The sequence below is a fragment of the Escherichia sp. MOD1-EC6098 genome, assembly GCF_002965865.1.
GTDB classification, from domain to species: domain Bacteria; phylum Pseudomonadota; class Gammaproteobacteria; order Enterobacterales; family Enterobacteriaceae; genus Escherichia; species Escherichia marmotae.
Window position 1 is genome coordinate 1 of the sequence record NZ_PTSN01000042.1, and the last position, 15,047, is coordinate 15,047.

Below are 15,047 nucleotides of genomic sequence, written 5' to 3' on the forward strand. Positions count from 1 at the left end.
AGTTTCGGGAGCCGCGGTTTTGACGTTTCGCGGGAACCTGCTGCTGTATTCCCTGTGGTATGAACTTCACCCGTTTGAGAACCTTCGCCGCAAGGGGCATCACTGCCACGGCCTGACGCACCTGTCCTGGGCAGAACGCAAAATTTTTTACCGGGTTTTGGGTAAAAAATTTTGTGGGCTGTTCATTTACCCTGGACAGTCAGTGCGGCAGGTTGTGGCTGTATCAGCCCCCGGCGACAGGGACTCATACGGGTGTGTGGCATCTGGCAGGCAATGAGCAGGGACCCGCCGCAACGACGGAGAGCGCGGTTTGCGAAACGGCGTTGCGCCTTACATCCCGGCGGCCTTTTGCCGGGATGTAAGGCGCGCAGGCCACGGCGCGACAGAGGCGGCGCGACCGTTCCGGTCGCTGCAAGCCGGGGGTTTTGCGTCAGGGATGGACGCCCGCCAGGGCGGAGACAGCTCCGCTGGCTCCGTTCACGACAGCCCGCCCCGCAAGGGTGACGCCCGGGAAAGCCATAAACAGGAGAGGAACGGAAAGAAGAGGAAGAAGAACAATAACAAGCACGGTAACCACAGAAAAATAACATCAGAAAAAACATTCCGGACACATCACAAACGGGAAGGGTAACGGGCGACGCGTTAGCGTGGCCCGCTTCCCTTCCGGCAGGCGTCAGCCTGCCAGGGGTTTTCGCGCAGGCTGACAGGCGGCCTCCACCGCCTGCCCTGTATCACCTGTTTCTGCTGCCCTGAAGGATATAGTGACCGCCGAGGAAAACAGCCTGCTGATTCACCACAAAATCGCAGATTTCATCAACAATCTGCGCGGTGGTGAGCGGTTTCTGCCCCATCTCACGACGTCGTGCATTAATCACAGCTTTGTAATTACGCAGAATTTCGCGGGTCTCTGTGCTGATATTCATGACATGTGCTCCCCGTCCAGCGCCTGTAACACAACGTCCATTGCTTCGCGTTCTTCCCTGACGAATGCGTCACCGTCGCCCCCGTTCTCACTCCCGACGGCATACAGGCGCTTCATTTCACTGCCTGCCAGCGCCATCACTTTTTCCAGCATCACCGCCGGAACTGTTACCTGACGGCTGGCGCGCTTTTCCTCCATCAGTCCACGAACAACGTCGTGAACAATGCTGACATCCGCACCATATTCAAAGGCATCGTCCAGCCGCTGCATGACGGTTTCCAGCTCATCGTCTGTCAGACTCCAGTCCTGGGCTATATGACGCACATCCCCACGGGTCAGCACCACGGCAAAAACGCATTCACTGTCCGGCACGTCTGTATCCAGTACATCGCGGATAATTTCTTTAACAGTACAGTACATGTTCTCGTCTCCTTTACAGGGGCGGCATTGCCGCCCCGTCCGTTAATCAGTCCAGTGCCGCGTAAATCGCGTTGCATTCGGGGTGAAATTCGATGTGACGCCACAACTGCGCATCGCGCATCCGGTAAAGCTGGGTCAGTCCTGCATCCCCGCTGTCGTGGTACAGCCACAACTGGCGGTTAATCACAAGGGAAGTCAGAATGATGCCTGCGGCATCAGCACTCACGGTACGGTCAAACCAGTTTGCACCGTTCACCATGTGGAAACGGTCGCCATCCGGCATCATGTAACCGCCACCGTCCGGCAGGCGGATGAAGTGCCAGAAGCCTCCCTGATATTCCGGCATCATTTTTTGCGCCAGCGCGTACACATACGCCTCGGCATACAGAAAATCGTTGCCAAACAGATACGGCAGAAAGGAGAGACGGTCACACTCTTCAACATTCAGAGTGACAGGTTTCGCATATTGCATGATGTTTTCCTCCGTTGTTCACATATTCCGCGACACCGGGCGGTGCCGTGCCTCCATAAAAGCCGGGCGATAAGGCGGGGATGCACAGGGCGCAAGGGAAGCCGCAGCCTGACGCACACGGCTGGCGGGAGTTGGAGGGTAAGACCGCGAAACCTGAGCGGGTGAACGACCGGAAAATCACGGCAGACGGGAAGGAGGGACCGGGTGACCGCAGCGGCGAAGCGTACCCTTGCATCCCCGCCAGCCCGGCTAAGATGGAGGCACGGCACAGCCCGCACACGACACGGCGGCCACATAACTGAAAACCCACAAGGCCATGCCCCGCATGGCCGGGTAAAGCGGAGCCGGCGGCGACTTCCTTTGTGCTCTGTCCGGGGACCGGCAGGAAAAAGGCGGGGATTTACCCCGCCATCATCAGCCCCTGATTTTTGCCAGGGCATCCGCCATGCTGCGGATTTCAGTCCGGGCTTCCCGGACCACCTCCCGCAGAACACCACGATCAAACCAGCGACGTGGCGGTTCGCCCGGTATACGCCGCGCATCTTCTGCCACCCGGCAACTGACACTGCATACTGCATCGCGCACCGCATCAAGAACAGCCCTGATTTCGTCTTCGGTCAGCCATTCACCGGCATATGGGAAAGACATCTGCGTTCCGTCCGCCGGAAGTACCAGCAGCGACTGCCACTGACTGCCGGACAGAACATTTCCGCTCCGGTTCCGGTCAGTTTCTGAATGGCGGAGGCCAGGTGCGGCGGCAGTACGCCGCCGTGGCGGTTGATGAGTAACGTCGCCAGCCGGTGCGTATCCAGCAGAACATAAATGCTGATCCAGCCCGGATACTTCGGGTTACGCTGGTCAACATCCGTCTCTTCCGGCCAGCCCTGCGCCAGCAGCAGGTTACGGGCGTGGCGATAAATTGTGTGATTCATAGACATCGTTTCACTATAATACCTCACTATGAACAGGGAAATTCAGCAGCGGCTACAGTGGGTAAAACTCTATGAAACGTCCGGTGATGCGGGATTTGTATGCCGTCGCTGTGGCATTTCTCGGCCCACATTGCGTAAATGGTGGCGCAGATATCTGGCTCAGGGCATCGCTGGTCTGGAGAGCCACAGCCGTCGCCCCAAGCGTTCACCATCAACGAAAACCGGCACTTGCGAAGTCGCTCTGATTCTGGAGTTACGTTCTCAGCGAAATCTGGGGGCAAGACGTATTCAAAGCGAGTTAAAACGACTTCATTCAATCTCACTGGCAATAGCAACAATCCATAAAGTCCTTTGCCAGAATCAGGTTAAACCTGTTGTTAAATTTCGGCGTAAAGCTGATTTCATTCGCTATGAACGCCCTGTTCCCGGTGATCGGGTTCAGATGGATACCTGTAAAATTGGCCCCGGCTTATATCAGTACACATCTATTGATGATTGCACTCGCTACAGAGTCCTGAGGCTCTACTCTCGTCGCACGGCGGCAAACACACTGGATTTTATTGATTGTGTTATTGAAGAAATGCCTTTCCCGATACAGCACTTTCAGACAGACCGGGGAAGAGAATTTTTTGCCGTTAAAGTGCAGGAAAGATTAAAAGAATACGGCATCAAGTTTCGTCCAAATAAGCCAGCGTCGCCTCATCTTAACGGAAAGGTTGAACGTTCCCAAAAGACAGACAAAGCTGAGTTTTACGCTACCGTAGATCTTTCTGCTGATGACCTGAAGGAACTGCTGGCAGAATGGCAGCATTACTATAACTGGGAACGTCCTCATAGCGCTCACAACGGTAAAACTCCGATGGAACGCTACTTTGAACTTGCTGAGAAAACACCATACTCTGATGCCGTTCATGCAAACTATCAGCCCAATGAAGAGCATATACAGGAACAGAATTACAAGCTTGAACTTGGACTGAGAAAATTGAAACGATGTCTATGAATCACACACCGGCAGGTGACGACATTTGTACGGACATCACCCTTTGCAGTGAAAGCCCCCTGTTACAGCAATGCCGCTGTGGAAAAGCTCCCATTGCCCACACAGGACAGCCGGGACATTATTGCCGCCGCATGCAGAGCGTTAAACCATGTCTGGCGTGAAGGGTACCGCTATATGAAGGCAGGAGTCATGCTGGCTGATTTCACACCATCGGGTATAGCGCAGCCGGGATTATTTGATGAAATCCAGCCCTATAAAAACAGCGAAAAGTTAATGAAAACACTCGATGAACTGAACCTGTCGGGAAAAGGGAAAGTGTGGTTTGCGGGGCGAGGAACCGCCCCTAAATGGCAAATGAAACGGGAAATGTTGAGTCAGTGTTATACAACTAAATGGCGAGATATTCCCCTAGCCAGGCTGGGTTAGTTCAGTCATCTCCGAACATATTTTCAGCGTTTCTTCTGGTCTGGTCTTCACCGTCATTTCTCGCCAGACTCTGCTCTGTAAGGGGAGCACTGCAATCCACAGACGTATGGAGACCAGATTGTTTTTCCAGTAATTCAAGCAATTTCTTTTCAACCGAAAAAGCACCTGGTATTACGCTGGAAATCACCTTATTAATATCATCCAGAGTCGTATTTTCTGTCAGTAACTCCGATATCAGCAAAGGAAGACGTTTATCTATAGCTGCAAACGCCGCACCAGTAACTAACATCGCGCGCATGAAACGTCCCCGCTCCTTCAGTTTTTCATTTGCAATGAGCTCATCTGCTATCTTATCTCCTGTCCGTTCATCAGGGAAAAGTTCAAATGAGCAGCGTCTGGATTTATTTTCATCACTCATTAGTCACACCACCTTTCATTTTTATCATTCCCATGACTAAATCAAACTGCGGGGATGAGCTCAGATAAAAGCGCTCATCAGGAACCTTAGTCAGGTTCTTCACAGCCTCGGCCACAATTTCAGCCCCACCACCAACACACATTACATGTGTATAGTCGGTGAAACGGCTGATGACATCATTAACTCGTTTAATAAGCAACTTCTGCCGTTCATTGATAACATTAATGATAGACTCACGCTGTTCAGCATTATAAATGCGACGGGAAAGGTAGTCAGGTTCATTACGGTGCACAATGATATTGTCAGCCTGGAATGAGCTCACTCTTGTATTAGCATGCACAGCCATCTGTTCCTTAACCCCGGATGTAATCAGGGACACGCCGATATTCGGATCACACCAGGTTTTTGTAATCCCTGTCATTTTGCTACGAACATGCGACACATCAAGAGTTGTACCACCGAGATCTACGATCAAAAGGGATTCATCATCCTCAAGCCCCGCAAGAACACTGAAACCAGCGGGAATACTTTCAGGAAGAACGGAAACACTGCGAATAACAAATGCATCACTACCCTGCACCCGTACTTCACGCATCACATTTTTTTTCTTTTTTTCAATGTTTTGCTTATTTTTCTGATTGTTGGCGTCAAGGTATTCAGAGATCGGCAATGTGACTATGACATCAACAGGCTGCGCTTTCAGACCGGTCTGCTGTAGCGCATGCTGAATGGCCACAACATTCACATCACTGTACTGATAGCGTGTTTCAGTCGTAACGACAGCATCAGCACTTAATGGATCAAATGAAAACTTCTCGCCGTCGATCTCGTAATTAGCCGGGGCAGCATCATCCAGTAAACTAAAAGACCATTCCGGTTTAAAGCTGTTAGGGCTGATTAACGTTTTCACGTCACCATCCTCCAACCAGGCAAGTTTAATGTTGGTAGAACCATCATCAATAAAGATTTTCATAACCAGTCTCCGTTGCTCATAAACAAATAGGAAAAACAAACACACTTCATACATGCAATGTATATTCAATTATAATGAAAAAATGGTCTTTCTGAAAGTGTTAAAGCAACATAAAAACACAATAAATTGCATATATGTTGCACATATGAGTTTAGGAGCAGAGTAAATCATAGATGCCAAAATATTATAAAGGTCATATGTGATACATAAATGCAATATAAAAACATCTTTGGCATCATGTCAGACACAGGAAGTTCAGGTTAAGGGAAAGGAATGAAATGGTGAAACTCAGAGGAAAGGAAAGCGGTGACGAATCATGTCACCATATACAGAAAGATGTCCAATGGGGACTCTTTAGGTACGCGAAGAATCCCCATAACGCATTTAAAAGACACACATCAGATACCCTTAAGGCATCCGATAGTTTATTGACCTATTGCACCGTCACGTTCAAGCTTCTCTCTTATAGCCTCAATAATATATGAGCTAAAATCCAGAGATGTTTTACTGGTCGCTTTAAGTTCCGCATGAGCTTCAAAATACGACAGCGGTATGGCCTTAAGATTCTTAGCCTTCGTCCTGGCAGCCACGGGACGACCTGAAACTTCCTTTGCACCTTCATTTGGCTGAGACGGGACTGTTGCTATTACGGCAGAAGAAGAAGTTTGTAATCTGGCAGAATCCACCAGGTTTTTCAGTTTTTCAGCCTGTGCACTAAATTTCGCTTTGCTCATGAGATAACCCAGGATGTTTGTTAGATATTTAAAAGATATCCATTAAAATCCCAGAGGATACTATATGGATACCCAATAGATACACCCTACTGTTTGTTATTTTCAATCAGATGATTGATTTCTTCGATCAGGGCAATAACTTCCTTACCTCCTGCCGAATAGCGCCCATGAACAGACTCAGTGATTCCCATCCCAGTCTCAATGACATCCTCAAACTCAGCACGAGCAGAAATGCGGCTCTTCATCAGCTTCAGATGTTTGAACGATGGCAGGATTGCATCAAGCTTAGGGAATTTCTTCTTGTTAGGATTAACTTTACAGAGATACAGGTGAGCAGTTATATCGGTCCCCATGATAGAGCTGATTTCGTCCAGTACTCCATCAAAATGCATCAAACCAATACGCTCAGTCAGGGAATCTTTTGAAGGGACAATAACGCAGTCTGCAAAGGCAATCGCAGTACGGGTAAGATCTGAGTCAAATCCCCCACAGTCAATAAGTAACGTCTTATCGCTGTTCTTGTAGGGAGTCATTATTTCGATTAACTCATCCACTGTTTTGGGTACTTTCACGGAAATTTCTTTTCCTTCCGGTCTCAGCCCCAGAATGATAGAAAGCCCGGTATGAGTATCCAGATCAACTGTATCAGACTTCATTTCACCAACAATGTTTACGGATGAAGTTGTCTTACCCACACCACCTTTGGGATGCGTATTAGCAATAACAGGCATAGTGTATCTCCAGAATCCACATGTAATCCCCATAAAGAACCCCAAAGACATCTTTCAGATATCCAAGGAATACTCAACAGATATTTTTTACTCTATACCTGTCCGGCATGTCAACAGAATATGAAATACCGATAATATACCCATGGGATATCCGAAAGGGATTTAAAAAAGTCAGAGCTTAAGGAATTCTTTTGAGCATAGACACCGCATCGGACTCAGGTATCGAAAACTGCACCCGGTGCCGTGCAGCCACATCCAGCGCAAACACCTTCGTGTAGACCTCCGTTGAGCTGATGGACTTATGCCCCATCAGGCTCTGCAGGACCTTCAGCGGTATACCGGCATACAGCATGTGCATCGCATAGGAATGGCGGAACGTATGTGGCGTGACCGGGACAGAGAACGTCACACCATCAGCATCAGCATCAGCATCAGCATCAGCATCAGCATCAGCATCAGCGGCGGCAACCGCTTCCCCAATCCAGATCCTGACACTTCTGTCCGTCACTTCCCAGATCCGCGCTTTCTCTGTCCTGCCTGTTCGTTTATTATGCCGTTCCATAGGGATTTTCAGTGTGGCCACCATCGTCTGCAGCTGGCTGACGTACCAGGTATCGGAGAGCGGAACCAGCCGGTGAGTCTGCTGGCTGGCGGGCATTCTTCCTGCCGTCCTGGCGGCTTTTTCGGTCCGTTGTTTCAGGGTCGCAAGCTGCACAAACGGATACGGAGGCGCAAGCGAAAAATCCCCCCGCGTCAGCGCCAGTGCTTCATTAATGCGCGCACCGGTGTTCCACAGTGTGGCCAGCAGCATCTTGCGGCGCAGATCCGGGGCGTAATGGAGCAGGGCGCTCACTTCAGGGGCCAGCAGGTATTTTGGCAGTTCATCATGAACCATCGACATCTGGCGGAGTGCCAGCGCTGCCGGATAATCGATGGCAACAGGAAGCTGAGCGGCATCCCTGGCATGGTGGATCGGTGCTGGCAGGTGCTGCATATCAGTGTTCACTCCACGGGGAAACGTCGGGCAGGTTTTCCACAACCCGGTACTTTCCCGGATAACGGAGCTGGTTACCGCCACGCGTCCAGACGGTGACAACAAAACCCCCTCCCTGGTTGTTTTCGGGGAGCAGGCGATCGCACTGCTCACTCAGCATGTGGATCACGAACGGCGCATCGCTGCCGTCTTCAAATATCAGTTCCAGCGCATCGCGGCCATGCAGCATTCCCTTACTGATGATGACGTATTCAGCCCCCCGCATCTCCCTGAGTAAATGTTTTGCCGCATCCGGGACAAGCAGCCTGGCTGCGCTGGCATTCCAGCTGAGGTAGACATATCCGGCCTGCGCCTGTACAGACTGCCAGTAATCCGTTCTGGCGACAGCCTGACCTTCATTCTCAATAAAAAACATGGGTGACTCCTTTTTTCTTTTCCGGGCAGGGACGGTCATGCGATAACGTCATCCATCATCACTGCCCTTACCGTCACGCCGTCTGATAACATCATGCCGTTATCATCATCACCATGATAACAAGCATCCATATAACCACGCCGTTAAATTACCGGAGAGCCGTTTCCGTCAGATCCGACTTTCCGGAAGTGCACCACGCTGAGGAAATCATCATATCGCTGTTTTCCGCCCCTGCGCGGCGCATCACAGGTCAGGGAGATGACACAACATATAGTGTCACGAGCAGCTGAATCCGGCACGACATGGTGTGCTGACGGGAGATGGCGCTGTGCGGAGGGAAAGGAAGATCCGTAACTACCTTTTTTCGGATCTTATTAGTGTAGAAGAACGATTGTTGCGGTGAGGGGATTATTGCTTAGGAAGCAAAATTCAAAACTGACTAAGCCAGAAATAGCAACAACAAGATAAGGAAATTTTCCCCCTCAGCCCCTGCATGCCGTGAGGGGGAGCAACTACCCAGCTACAGTTTTCATTTTATGATACGTCTTCACTAGGTAATACCTGTGAACTGACAGAGTCTTTACGGAGTGTATGGCGGACCTAAATTTGATCCCTGAAAACTGTCAGCGCTGCGAGGACGAAGAAAGTATTACGGCTAAAGCCGTAATTCCTCCCCATCCAGCTTCAAGCTATGTAGAAACTTATGTGGGTAGAGCAGTCCCGACAGGGCAGTACCGCATTGACAGGCCGTCAGGGCCGCTTACGAGCTTGTATGACAAGGGGGGCCGTCTGGATATAGCGAATTATTGTACGGTAAGCCTTTTTTGAACAGCCTTACCTATTGCTATAGAGGGGAAGTCCTACGTTATACGCCGCTTTCAGGGGATTCGACCTTAATGAGACAACTCAAATATGATCGACAACTTAAACGCGATAGTTGCTGATAAAATCAATCCATTACGCGTTTCAATTGATTAAATAATGCACTTAATGTACAAAAATTCCCGATCTCAAAACTGAACCCTAAAGATACCAGGCATCTCCCCCAGGAAGCGCCCTCATGCGTTTTCCTGTTCCGCCCCTGCCACCTACCTTCTGTTTCATACTTGTTGTATTATTGTTTTTGTTTTCAATCCCCAAGGAGACGTCGCTATATGACTGTGCGGGAGACAGAGGAAAACATTGAACAAATCTTCCCTGAGCTTTCGAACTTAATTGATATTATTAATAAATGGCTTTCCCATGGAAACATTGATCCTGAACTGGCACACTTCATCATTTATCTTCTTGATTACCTAACCACCACACACAAAAGCATATAAAAAATTTCCTTGCACATCCATTTTTTTGCGAATATTATTATTCCTGCTGAATATGATTCAATATCGCACGCTACTCATCCATCCCTGGATAATGAGTACATAGGTTGAAGTTTCAACACCCCCACTACGGGGGTGTTTTTTTTACCAATAAACACAAATCACACCATCGCCATACTCTGTTTGCCAGACATCGATTGGTAAATATGCGTAACTCGCTATAATACAAAAAGAAAAATCAGAACCAGAAACCAGTTTCCAGATAAAAAACACCCTCCCGAAGGAGGGGACAGACACATTCATATTTCCCAAAACAGGAATTTTTATTTTTATGACGCATTAATGAAGTTACTTCATCTCCAGTAGATTAACTTCATTTAAAGTGGCGATCAATCATATTTATTACGACTCTAAACTATTACAACAACCACAATAAGATATCACCTCAAAGATAAAAGATAATTCTTACAAAAACGTTCCGAAAACAAAAAATACAGATAAACACCAATAAAAAACAGAAAACTCTTACACAGTTAAAGATGGTAAAATAATATAGAACTGTTAGTCTAATGGAGAAGGCGCATCTAATTCAGAGCAATCTATTGCGAAGAATCAGAGCAACAGGGCCCCATGATATAATCATGGGGCCCTGTTGCTTTTACAGATGTAAAAACGACCAATCATTTAACATCTGTTATCGGCACCGCCCCGGACGGGTTCGGCGCAAATATGGTATGGTACCAGCCCGGCAATTCACCTGCCGTGCAATCTGACGAAGCAGTACCGGCGTATGCAGATATATCGTCCAGACATATCTGCCGCATTCAGGCGGTGAGTAAAGCCTTCTCTCTCAAAAGAGGAGCAACAGTTATCCACAGATTCTGGGGATAACTGCGAAAAGAATATGTGCCAGGAAAGTCGGCTCCCGGGAAAAAGACCGCTGGCGGCGCAGCTGCTGGATACGAAAGCTGAGCTGAAAGGATCCCGGGAGGACGTCCGTAAACTTCAGTCCCTGGCCCGTCATGACGGGAAGGTGAAAAAGTGAATGCGGACACCTGGACCCGCCAGCAGGCCTTCCGACATGCTCTGGAGCTGACTTCCTGTGAGGCTTCTCTCACCGCCGGGTATGATCACCTGAAGGATTTCCCGGCCGGTTGCAGCGAGCTTGCCAGCCAGACGCTGACTGATTATCTGACGGAAGACGGCAGCAACCTGTACTCCTGTATTGTCGGTATGCAGTAGGATAATGGTCCTGGCAGATACGGCCACGTCATTGCCGCCCCTGACAGGGACTATATCGACCTGACCCTTGATCAGTTTCCAGGCTATCATAACCGGATTGTGGCAGAGCCCGTTGAGTCCGGCGGGCAGCTCGCGGCAGACCTCAACAGGGAGCCTGCCATCAGTACAGCTGATGGAATAGTGGCCAGCGCATCAGATAAGGTTAATTACATTACTGAACAGAAAAATCGCCAGCCAATGGTGATCATTACAGAATGTTACAAACTGATCAGAATGACGGCAAGATTTATACCAATGTGCCAGTCATCTCAACTCTTCCAGCACCAGGTATTCCCTCGCTTATTTATCATTTCAGACGTTGGCTCCTGCAGTTTGTCCAGGAACACCTTAGATCGTTTAGCTACTGACTGGAAGGTGACACTGTCCGTCCTGTCGCTATAGGGCTTGATATAAACCAGGCAGGCAAGGGATCTGGTTAACACCTTTCCTTCCATAAAGTGTTTGAAGATCCAGAGATACGTATCCACAAGCTCCAGCCCTGTACTCAGTGTCCCCGACAGGAAGACCTGCGGTTCAGCTGGTATTTCCGTTACATCCATGACCGGTGTCTGCGCAGCAGTGCCTGTCATCAGGATCCTGTCACTCTTTCGACCGACAGATTATGGCATACAGTTGAGCACGTAAGATCCTGAGTCAATAACTGACAGGGTTTATTCTGCATCCTCCGGCAACAAAGGCATATACGATATTCACTTATTTTGTCGGTCCAACGGCTTTTTACAGTAGCTCGTTTTGCCCTACTGATGCTACAGCTCTTCGGTTTGCTTCATCGCGGATATCAGCTCCGACACAGGCACAGCTGACTGGTTGCAACGTCTGCACTTCTCCGGATCTGAAACGTCAATTATCAGGATTCTGACGATTAGTCTTAAGACTGTCGGTAAATTAAGTGATGCCAGTTGTCAGGATATTCATGGAGCCAGTCTGTATGCGCCTCTGGCGTTGAAAAAAACATATGAAGTGTATTTCGGATATGACTGTACGCTCAGGAAGTACGGCAGATTCCGTCAAAAATTACCTGTAACGACAGACTTCAGAAAAAACAGTGCTCGCCGCAGACCGGTGACCGGGCGAAGCCCGCGAACCGGCGAGGAAGCGCAATATATCTGTAGTTACAGTGAGCAGGTACGCCCTGAAGCCTTCATAATCGGTAGTGTATGTTGTTTTTCTGGAATGATTTATCCACATATCCAGAGGCCCGATCCAGTAAACAGATCCATGAATGATCAACAAAGGATCCATTAAAGATCCCCATATCGCTGCAAACCTTGTCACTCAGGGGCCGGGACCACGTTCACATAAGCTGTGGCATGTTATGGATAAACTGTAACAGGTTCATGATAAGCTGTATTCAGTAATGCATATACTGAAGTAAGTTAATGACATAAACTATGATCAGTACGCCAGACTCAGTTGTTAAATACAGACTGCAGGTTTTTCTTCAGTCAGTTGACGGGGTTCTGACACACGATTTTCTGTTTATTCTTTTACTGTCCACAGGCAGGAGGCTTTCTGGAAAACGAAAATTCAGACATCAAAAAACTGTTCGGCGAGGTGGATAAGTCGTCCGGTGAGCTGGTGACACTGACACCAAACAATAACAACACCGTACAACCTGTGGCGCTGATGCGTCTGGGCGTCTTTGTACCGACCCTTAAGTCACTGAAGAACAGTAAAAAAAATACACTGTCACGCACCGATGCCACGGAAGAACTGACGCGTCTTTCTCTGGCCCGTGCAGAAGGATTCGATAAGGTTGAGATCACCGGCCCCCGGCTGGATATGGATAACGATTTCAAGACCTGGGTGGGGATCATTCATTCCTTTGCCCGCCATAACGTGATTGGTGACAAAGTTGAACTGCCTTTTGTCGAGTTTGCAAAACTGTGTGGTATACCCTCAAGCCAGTCATCACGCAGGCTGCGTGAGCGCATCAGCCCTTCCCTGAAACGCATTGCCGGTACCGTGATCTCCTTTTCCCGCACCGATGAGAAGCACACTCGGGAATACATCACCCATCTGGTACAGTCAGCCTACTACGATACTGAACGGGATATTGTTCAGTTACAGGCTGATCCCCGCCTTTTTGAACTGTACCAGTTTGACAGAAAGGTCCTTCTTCAGCTTAAGGCGATTAATGCCCTGAAGCGACGGGAGTCCGCCCAGGCACTTTACACCTTTATAGAGAGCCTGCCCCGGGATCCGGCACCGATATCGCTGGCGCGGCTGCGTGCACGCCTCAATCTGAAGTCTCCTGTATTTTCCCAGAACCAGACGGTCAGACGGGCAATGGAGCAGTTGCGCGAGATTGGATATCTTGATTACACGGAGATCCAGCGGGGGCGGACAAAATTCTTCTGTATTCACTACCGGCGTCCCCGGTTAAAAGCGCCGAATGATGAGAGTAAGGAAAATCAGTTGCCACCTTCACCTGCGGAAAAAATCAGTCCGGAGATGGCGGAGAAGCTTGCCCTGCTTGAAAAACTGGGCATCACGCTGGATGACTTGGAAAAACTCTTCAAATCCCGCTGAACATAAACTGTAGTCAGATAAGAGAGACTCTTTACTGACTACAGTTTATATTAACAGGTGCAGTGAGTGATGTGCTCACTGTAGTTTATATTCAGTTTCCTGCTGTACTGTCTGTGGCTGAGCTGCCATCTGCCTGTTCCTTACATAAAACACGGCTTACTCACTACAGTTTATCTACCTGCTATAGCTTATGTTATGCCTGTTCTGCTTACCTCCGCTTATATAAGGAAGAGCGTATGCTGTCACTTCAGGGGAGGCAGTGTACGCAGGATCTCTGCAGCATCGCGCCCGTCACCTGTGAAAGGCACTGCCAGCGTGGCAGCCATATCCAGCGCAAAAACTCTGGTATAAACCTCCATAGAACGTGGATCCCTGTGACCAGCCAGTGCCTGAATGACTTTCCGGGGCTGGCGGTGATAAAGCATGTGCATGATATAGCTGTGCCGGAAGGTGTGTGGTGTGACCGGAATCGAAAAGTGTACCCCGTCTGCTTCGGCCCGTCTGACAGCCTGCTTCAGCCAGTTGCGCATGGTTTCGTCGGTCACGGCCCATAATGGTTCACGACGGCGGGGCCGGGTGGTGATCATCCAGCTTTCCATCTGCCTGACATAGCTTATATCTGTCAGCGGAACCAGGCGGACTTCATCTTTTGGCGGGCGTCCGCGTCGCGCACGCACTTTTTCGGACAGGATCCGCACAAACGGTCTTACACCATCCAGGTCAAATGATTCCGGCGTCAGCATCCGGGCTTCGCCAATACGCATTCCGGTATTCCAGAGGGTGGCGAACAGCATATGGTGACGCTGATCCGGCATATAGAAAAGAAGGGCACTCACTTCCGGGGCCAGCAGGTAGGCCGGTGTGGCCCCCGTGGAAGTGGCCATTCTTCTCAGAGAGAGCGCTGTTGCAAAATCCACCCCCGGCGCAATGGGTAACAGGGAAACACGTTCTGGTGAATTCTGCAGGGGAATGACGTTGTTCATCAGTTATTTTTCACGTAGCGCACGCACTGTTTATGGATACAGGTATTTTGCACCTGACAGGCCGATCCTGCCATGACAATAAATCGCATCGCAAGGATCCTTTTGTTGTCTTATCCCGCATTATTGCGGGTAAAACCAAATGCGTAAAGGATCCTTTTTCAGCGCCGAACCACTCAGGAGCCAGTGATGACGCGGGCTGAGGACTGTTTTACGGTTTTTGGGAGAATTGGGGTAATGCCAGGATGAATAGGATCGGAGAACACAGAGAAAGGGAACTGAAAGGGAGAAGATGTACCACGTGAATTCCGGCCCGGGGCGTCACCGTCCCCCTGACAGTTTGACTTTACGCAGGAAGGTTGCAGACTCAGCATAGTGACTGATTTATATGCAATCCTGCCCATGATTAATATAAACATAATAATGATTATGCAGAAAATCACTTTCGATAAGATGTATATAATTACGACATTTCAT

General features: G+C 49.2%; 15 protein-coding genes and 3 pseudogenes. 6 read left to right on the forward strand and 12 right to left on the reverse strand.

The window, feature by feature from the left end; translation table 11 throughout:
• Positions 1-277 (forward strand): hypothetical protein (locus C0K55_RS26800; protein ID WP_236942621.1); only part of this gene is annotated, 277 nt, incomplete at its 5' end.
• Positions 274-536: pseudogene (locus C0K55_RS26805) on the forward strand (hypothetical protein); the annotation flags it as partial. The gene C0K55_RS26800 and the pseudogene C0K55_RS26805, both read left to right, overlap by 4 nt.
• Before the next feature lie 195 nt (positions 537-731).
• Here the strand turns inward: C0K55_RS26805 and C0K55_RS24745 are convergent.
• From C0K55_RS24745 to C0K55_RS24765, 4 genes and pseudogenes are all read right to left on the reverse strand, one after another.
• Positions 732-923, reverse strand: a complete 192-nt coding sequence (locus tag C0K55_RS24745) for a hypothetical protein (protein ID WP_001027500.1) — start codon at positions 921-923, stop codon at positions 732-734.
• Positions 920-1,342: a DUF1380 family protein gene (locus C0K55_RS24750; protein ID WP_000271704.1), complete on the reverse strand. Its 423-nt coding sequence runs from the start codon at positions 1,340-1,342 to the stop codon at positions 920-922. Before C0K55_RS24750 ends, C0K55_RS24745 begins: the two co-directional genes overlap by 4 nt.
• A gap of 46 nt (positions 1,343-1,388) precedes the next feature.
• A complete protein-coding gene (locus C0K55_RS24755; RefSeq protein WP_001198928.1) occupies positions 1,389-1,814 on the reverse strand; it encodes an antirestriction protein in 426 nt (141 codons plus the stop codon).
• Between the two features lie 414 nt (positions 1,815-2,228).
• Positions 2,229-2,752: pseudogene (locus tag C0K55_RS24765) on the reverse strand (hypothetical protein).
• 22 nt (positions 2,753-2,774) lie between these two features.
• Between C0K55_RS24765 and C0K55_RS24770 the strand changes: the two are divergent.
• Together C0K55_RS24770 and C0K55_RS24775 are read left to right on the forward strand one after the other, a co-directional pair.
• On the forward strand, positions 2,775-3,746 hold the full coding sequence (locus C0K55_RS24770; protein WP_105266905.1) for an IS481 family transposase: 972 nt from the start codon (positions 2,775-2,777) through the stop codon (positions 3,744-3,746).
• 9 nt (positions 3,747-3,755) lie between these two features.
• Positions 3,756-4,172, forward strand: a pseudogene (locus C0K55_RS24775) (DUF4113 domain-containing protein); the annotation flags it as partial.
• Position 4,173: 1 nt separating this feature from the next.
• On the opposite strand, the gene C0K55_RS24780 reads toward C0K55_RS24775, so the two are convergent.
• From C0K55_RS24780 to C0K55_RS24805, 6 genes are all read right to left on the reverse strand, one after another.
• Positions 4,174-4,590, reverse strand: a complete 417-nt coding sequence (locus C0K55_RS24780) for a plasmid partitioning/stability family protein (protein WP_001278817.1) — start codon at positions 4,588-4,590, stop codon at positions 4,174-4,176.
• Positions 4,583-5,563: a plasmid segregation protein ParM gene (locus C0K55_RS24785; RefSeq protein WP_105266906.1), complete on the reverse strand. Its 981-nt coding sequence runs from the start codon at positions 5,561-5,563 to the stop codon at positions 4,583-4,585. Before C0K55_RS24785 ends, C0K55_RS24780 begins: the two co-directional genes overlap by 8 nt.
• A gap of 425 nt (positions 5,564-5,988) precedes the next feature.
• Positions 5,989-6,297 (reverse strand): molecular chaperone GroEL, encoded by a 309-nt coding sequence (locus tag C0K55_RS24790; protein WP_105266907.1) that lies wholly within the window; start codon positions 6,295-6,297, stop codon positions 5,989-5,991.
• An 86-nt stretch (positions 6,298-6,383) separates the two neighbouring features.
• Positions 6,384-7,028 (reverse strand): ParA family protein, encoded by a 645-nt coding sequence (locus tag C0K55_RS24795; protein ID WP_001144036.1) that lies wholly within the window; start codon positions 7,026-7,028, stop codon positions 6,384-6,386.
• A 178-nt stretch (positions 7,029-7,206) separates the two neighbouring features.
• Positions 7,207-8,022 (reverse strand): site-specific integrase, encoded by an 816-nt coding sequence (locus tag C0K55_RS24800; protein ID WP_105266908.1) that lies wholly within the window; start codon positions 8,020-8,022, stop codon positions 7,207-7,209.
• Position 8,023: 1 nt separating this feature from the next.
• On the reverse strand, positions 8,024-8,437 hold the full coding sequence (locus C0K55_RS24805; RefSeq protein WP_089581566.1) for a hypothetical protein: 414 nt from the start codon (positions 8,435-8,437) through the stop codon (positions 8,024-8,026).
• A 2,360-nt stretch (positions 8,438-10,797) separates the two neighbouring features.
• Here C0K55_RS24805 and C0K55_RS26810 point away from each other — a divergent pair.
• Entirely contained in the window at positions 10,798-10,998 is a 201-nt protein-coding gene (locus C0K55_RS26810) for a hypothetical protein (protein WP_000990669.1), read from the forward strand.
• A 308-nt stretch (positions 10,999-11,306) separates the two neighbouring features.
• On the opposite strand, the gene C0K55_RS26815 is transcribed toward C0K55_RS26810, so the two are convergent.
• A complete protein-coding gene (locus tag C0K55_RS26815) occupies positions 11,307-11,627 on the reverse strand; it encodes a hypothetical protein (protein WP_236942622.1) in 321 nt (106 codons plus the stop codon).
• A gap of 985 nt (positions 11,628-12,612) precedes the next feature.
• Between C0K55_RS26815 and C0K55_RS24830 the strand changes: the two genes are divergently transcribed.
• Positions 12,613-13,590 carry a RepB family plasmid replication initiator protein gene (locus C0K55_RS24830; protein ID WP_001309253.1) on the forward strand — a complete coding sequence of 326 codons (978 nt, stop codon included), beginning with the start codon at positions 12,613-12,615 and terminating at the stop codon, positions 13,588-13,590.
• Between the two features lie 242 nt (positions 13,591-13,832).
• On the opposite strand, the gene C0K55_RS24835 is transcribed toward C0K55_RS24830, so the two are convergent.
• On the reverse strand, positions 13,833-14,573 hold the full coding sequence (locus C0K55_RS24835; RefSeq protein ID WP_001066941.1) for a tyrosine-type recombinase/integrase: 741 nt from the start codon (positions 14,571-14,573) through the stop codon (positions 13,833-13,835).
• Positions 14,574-15,047 lie beyond the last annotated feature (474 nt).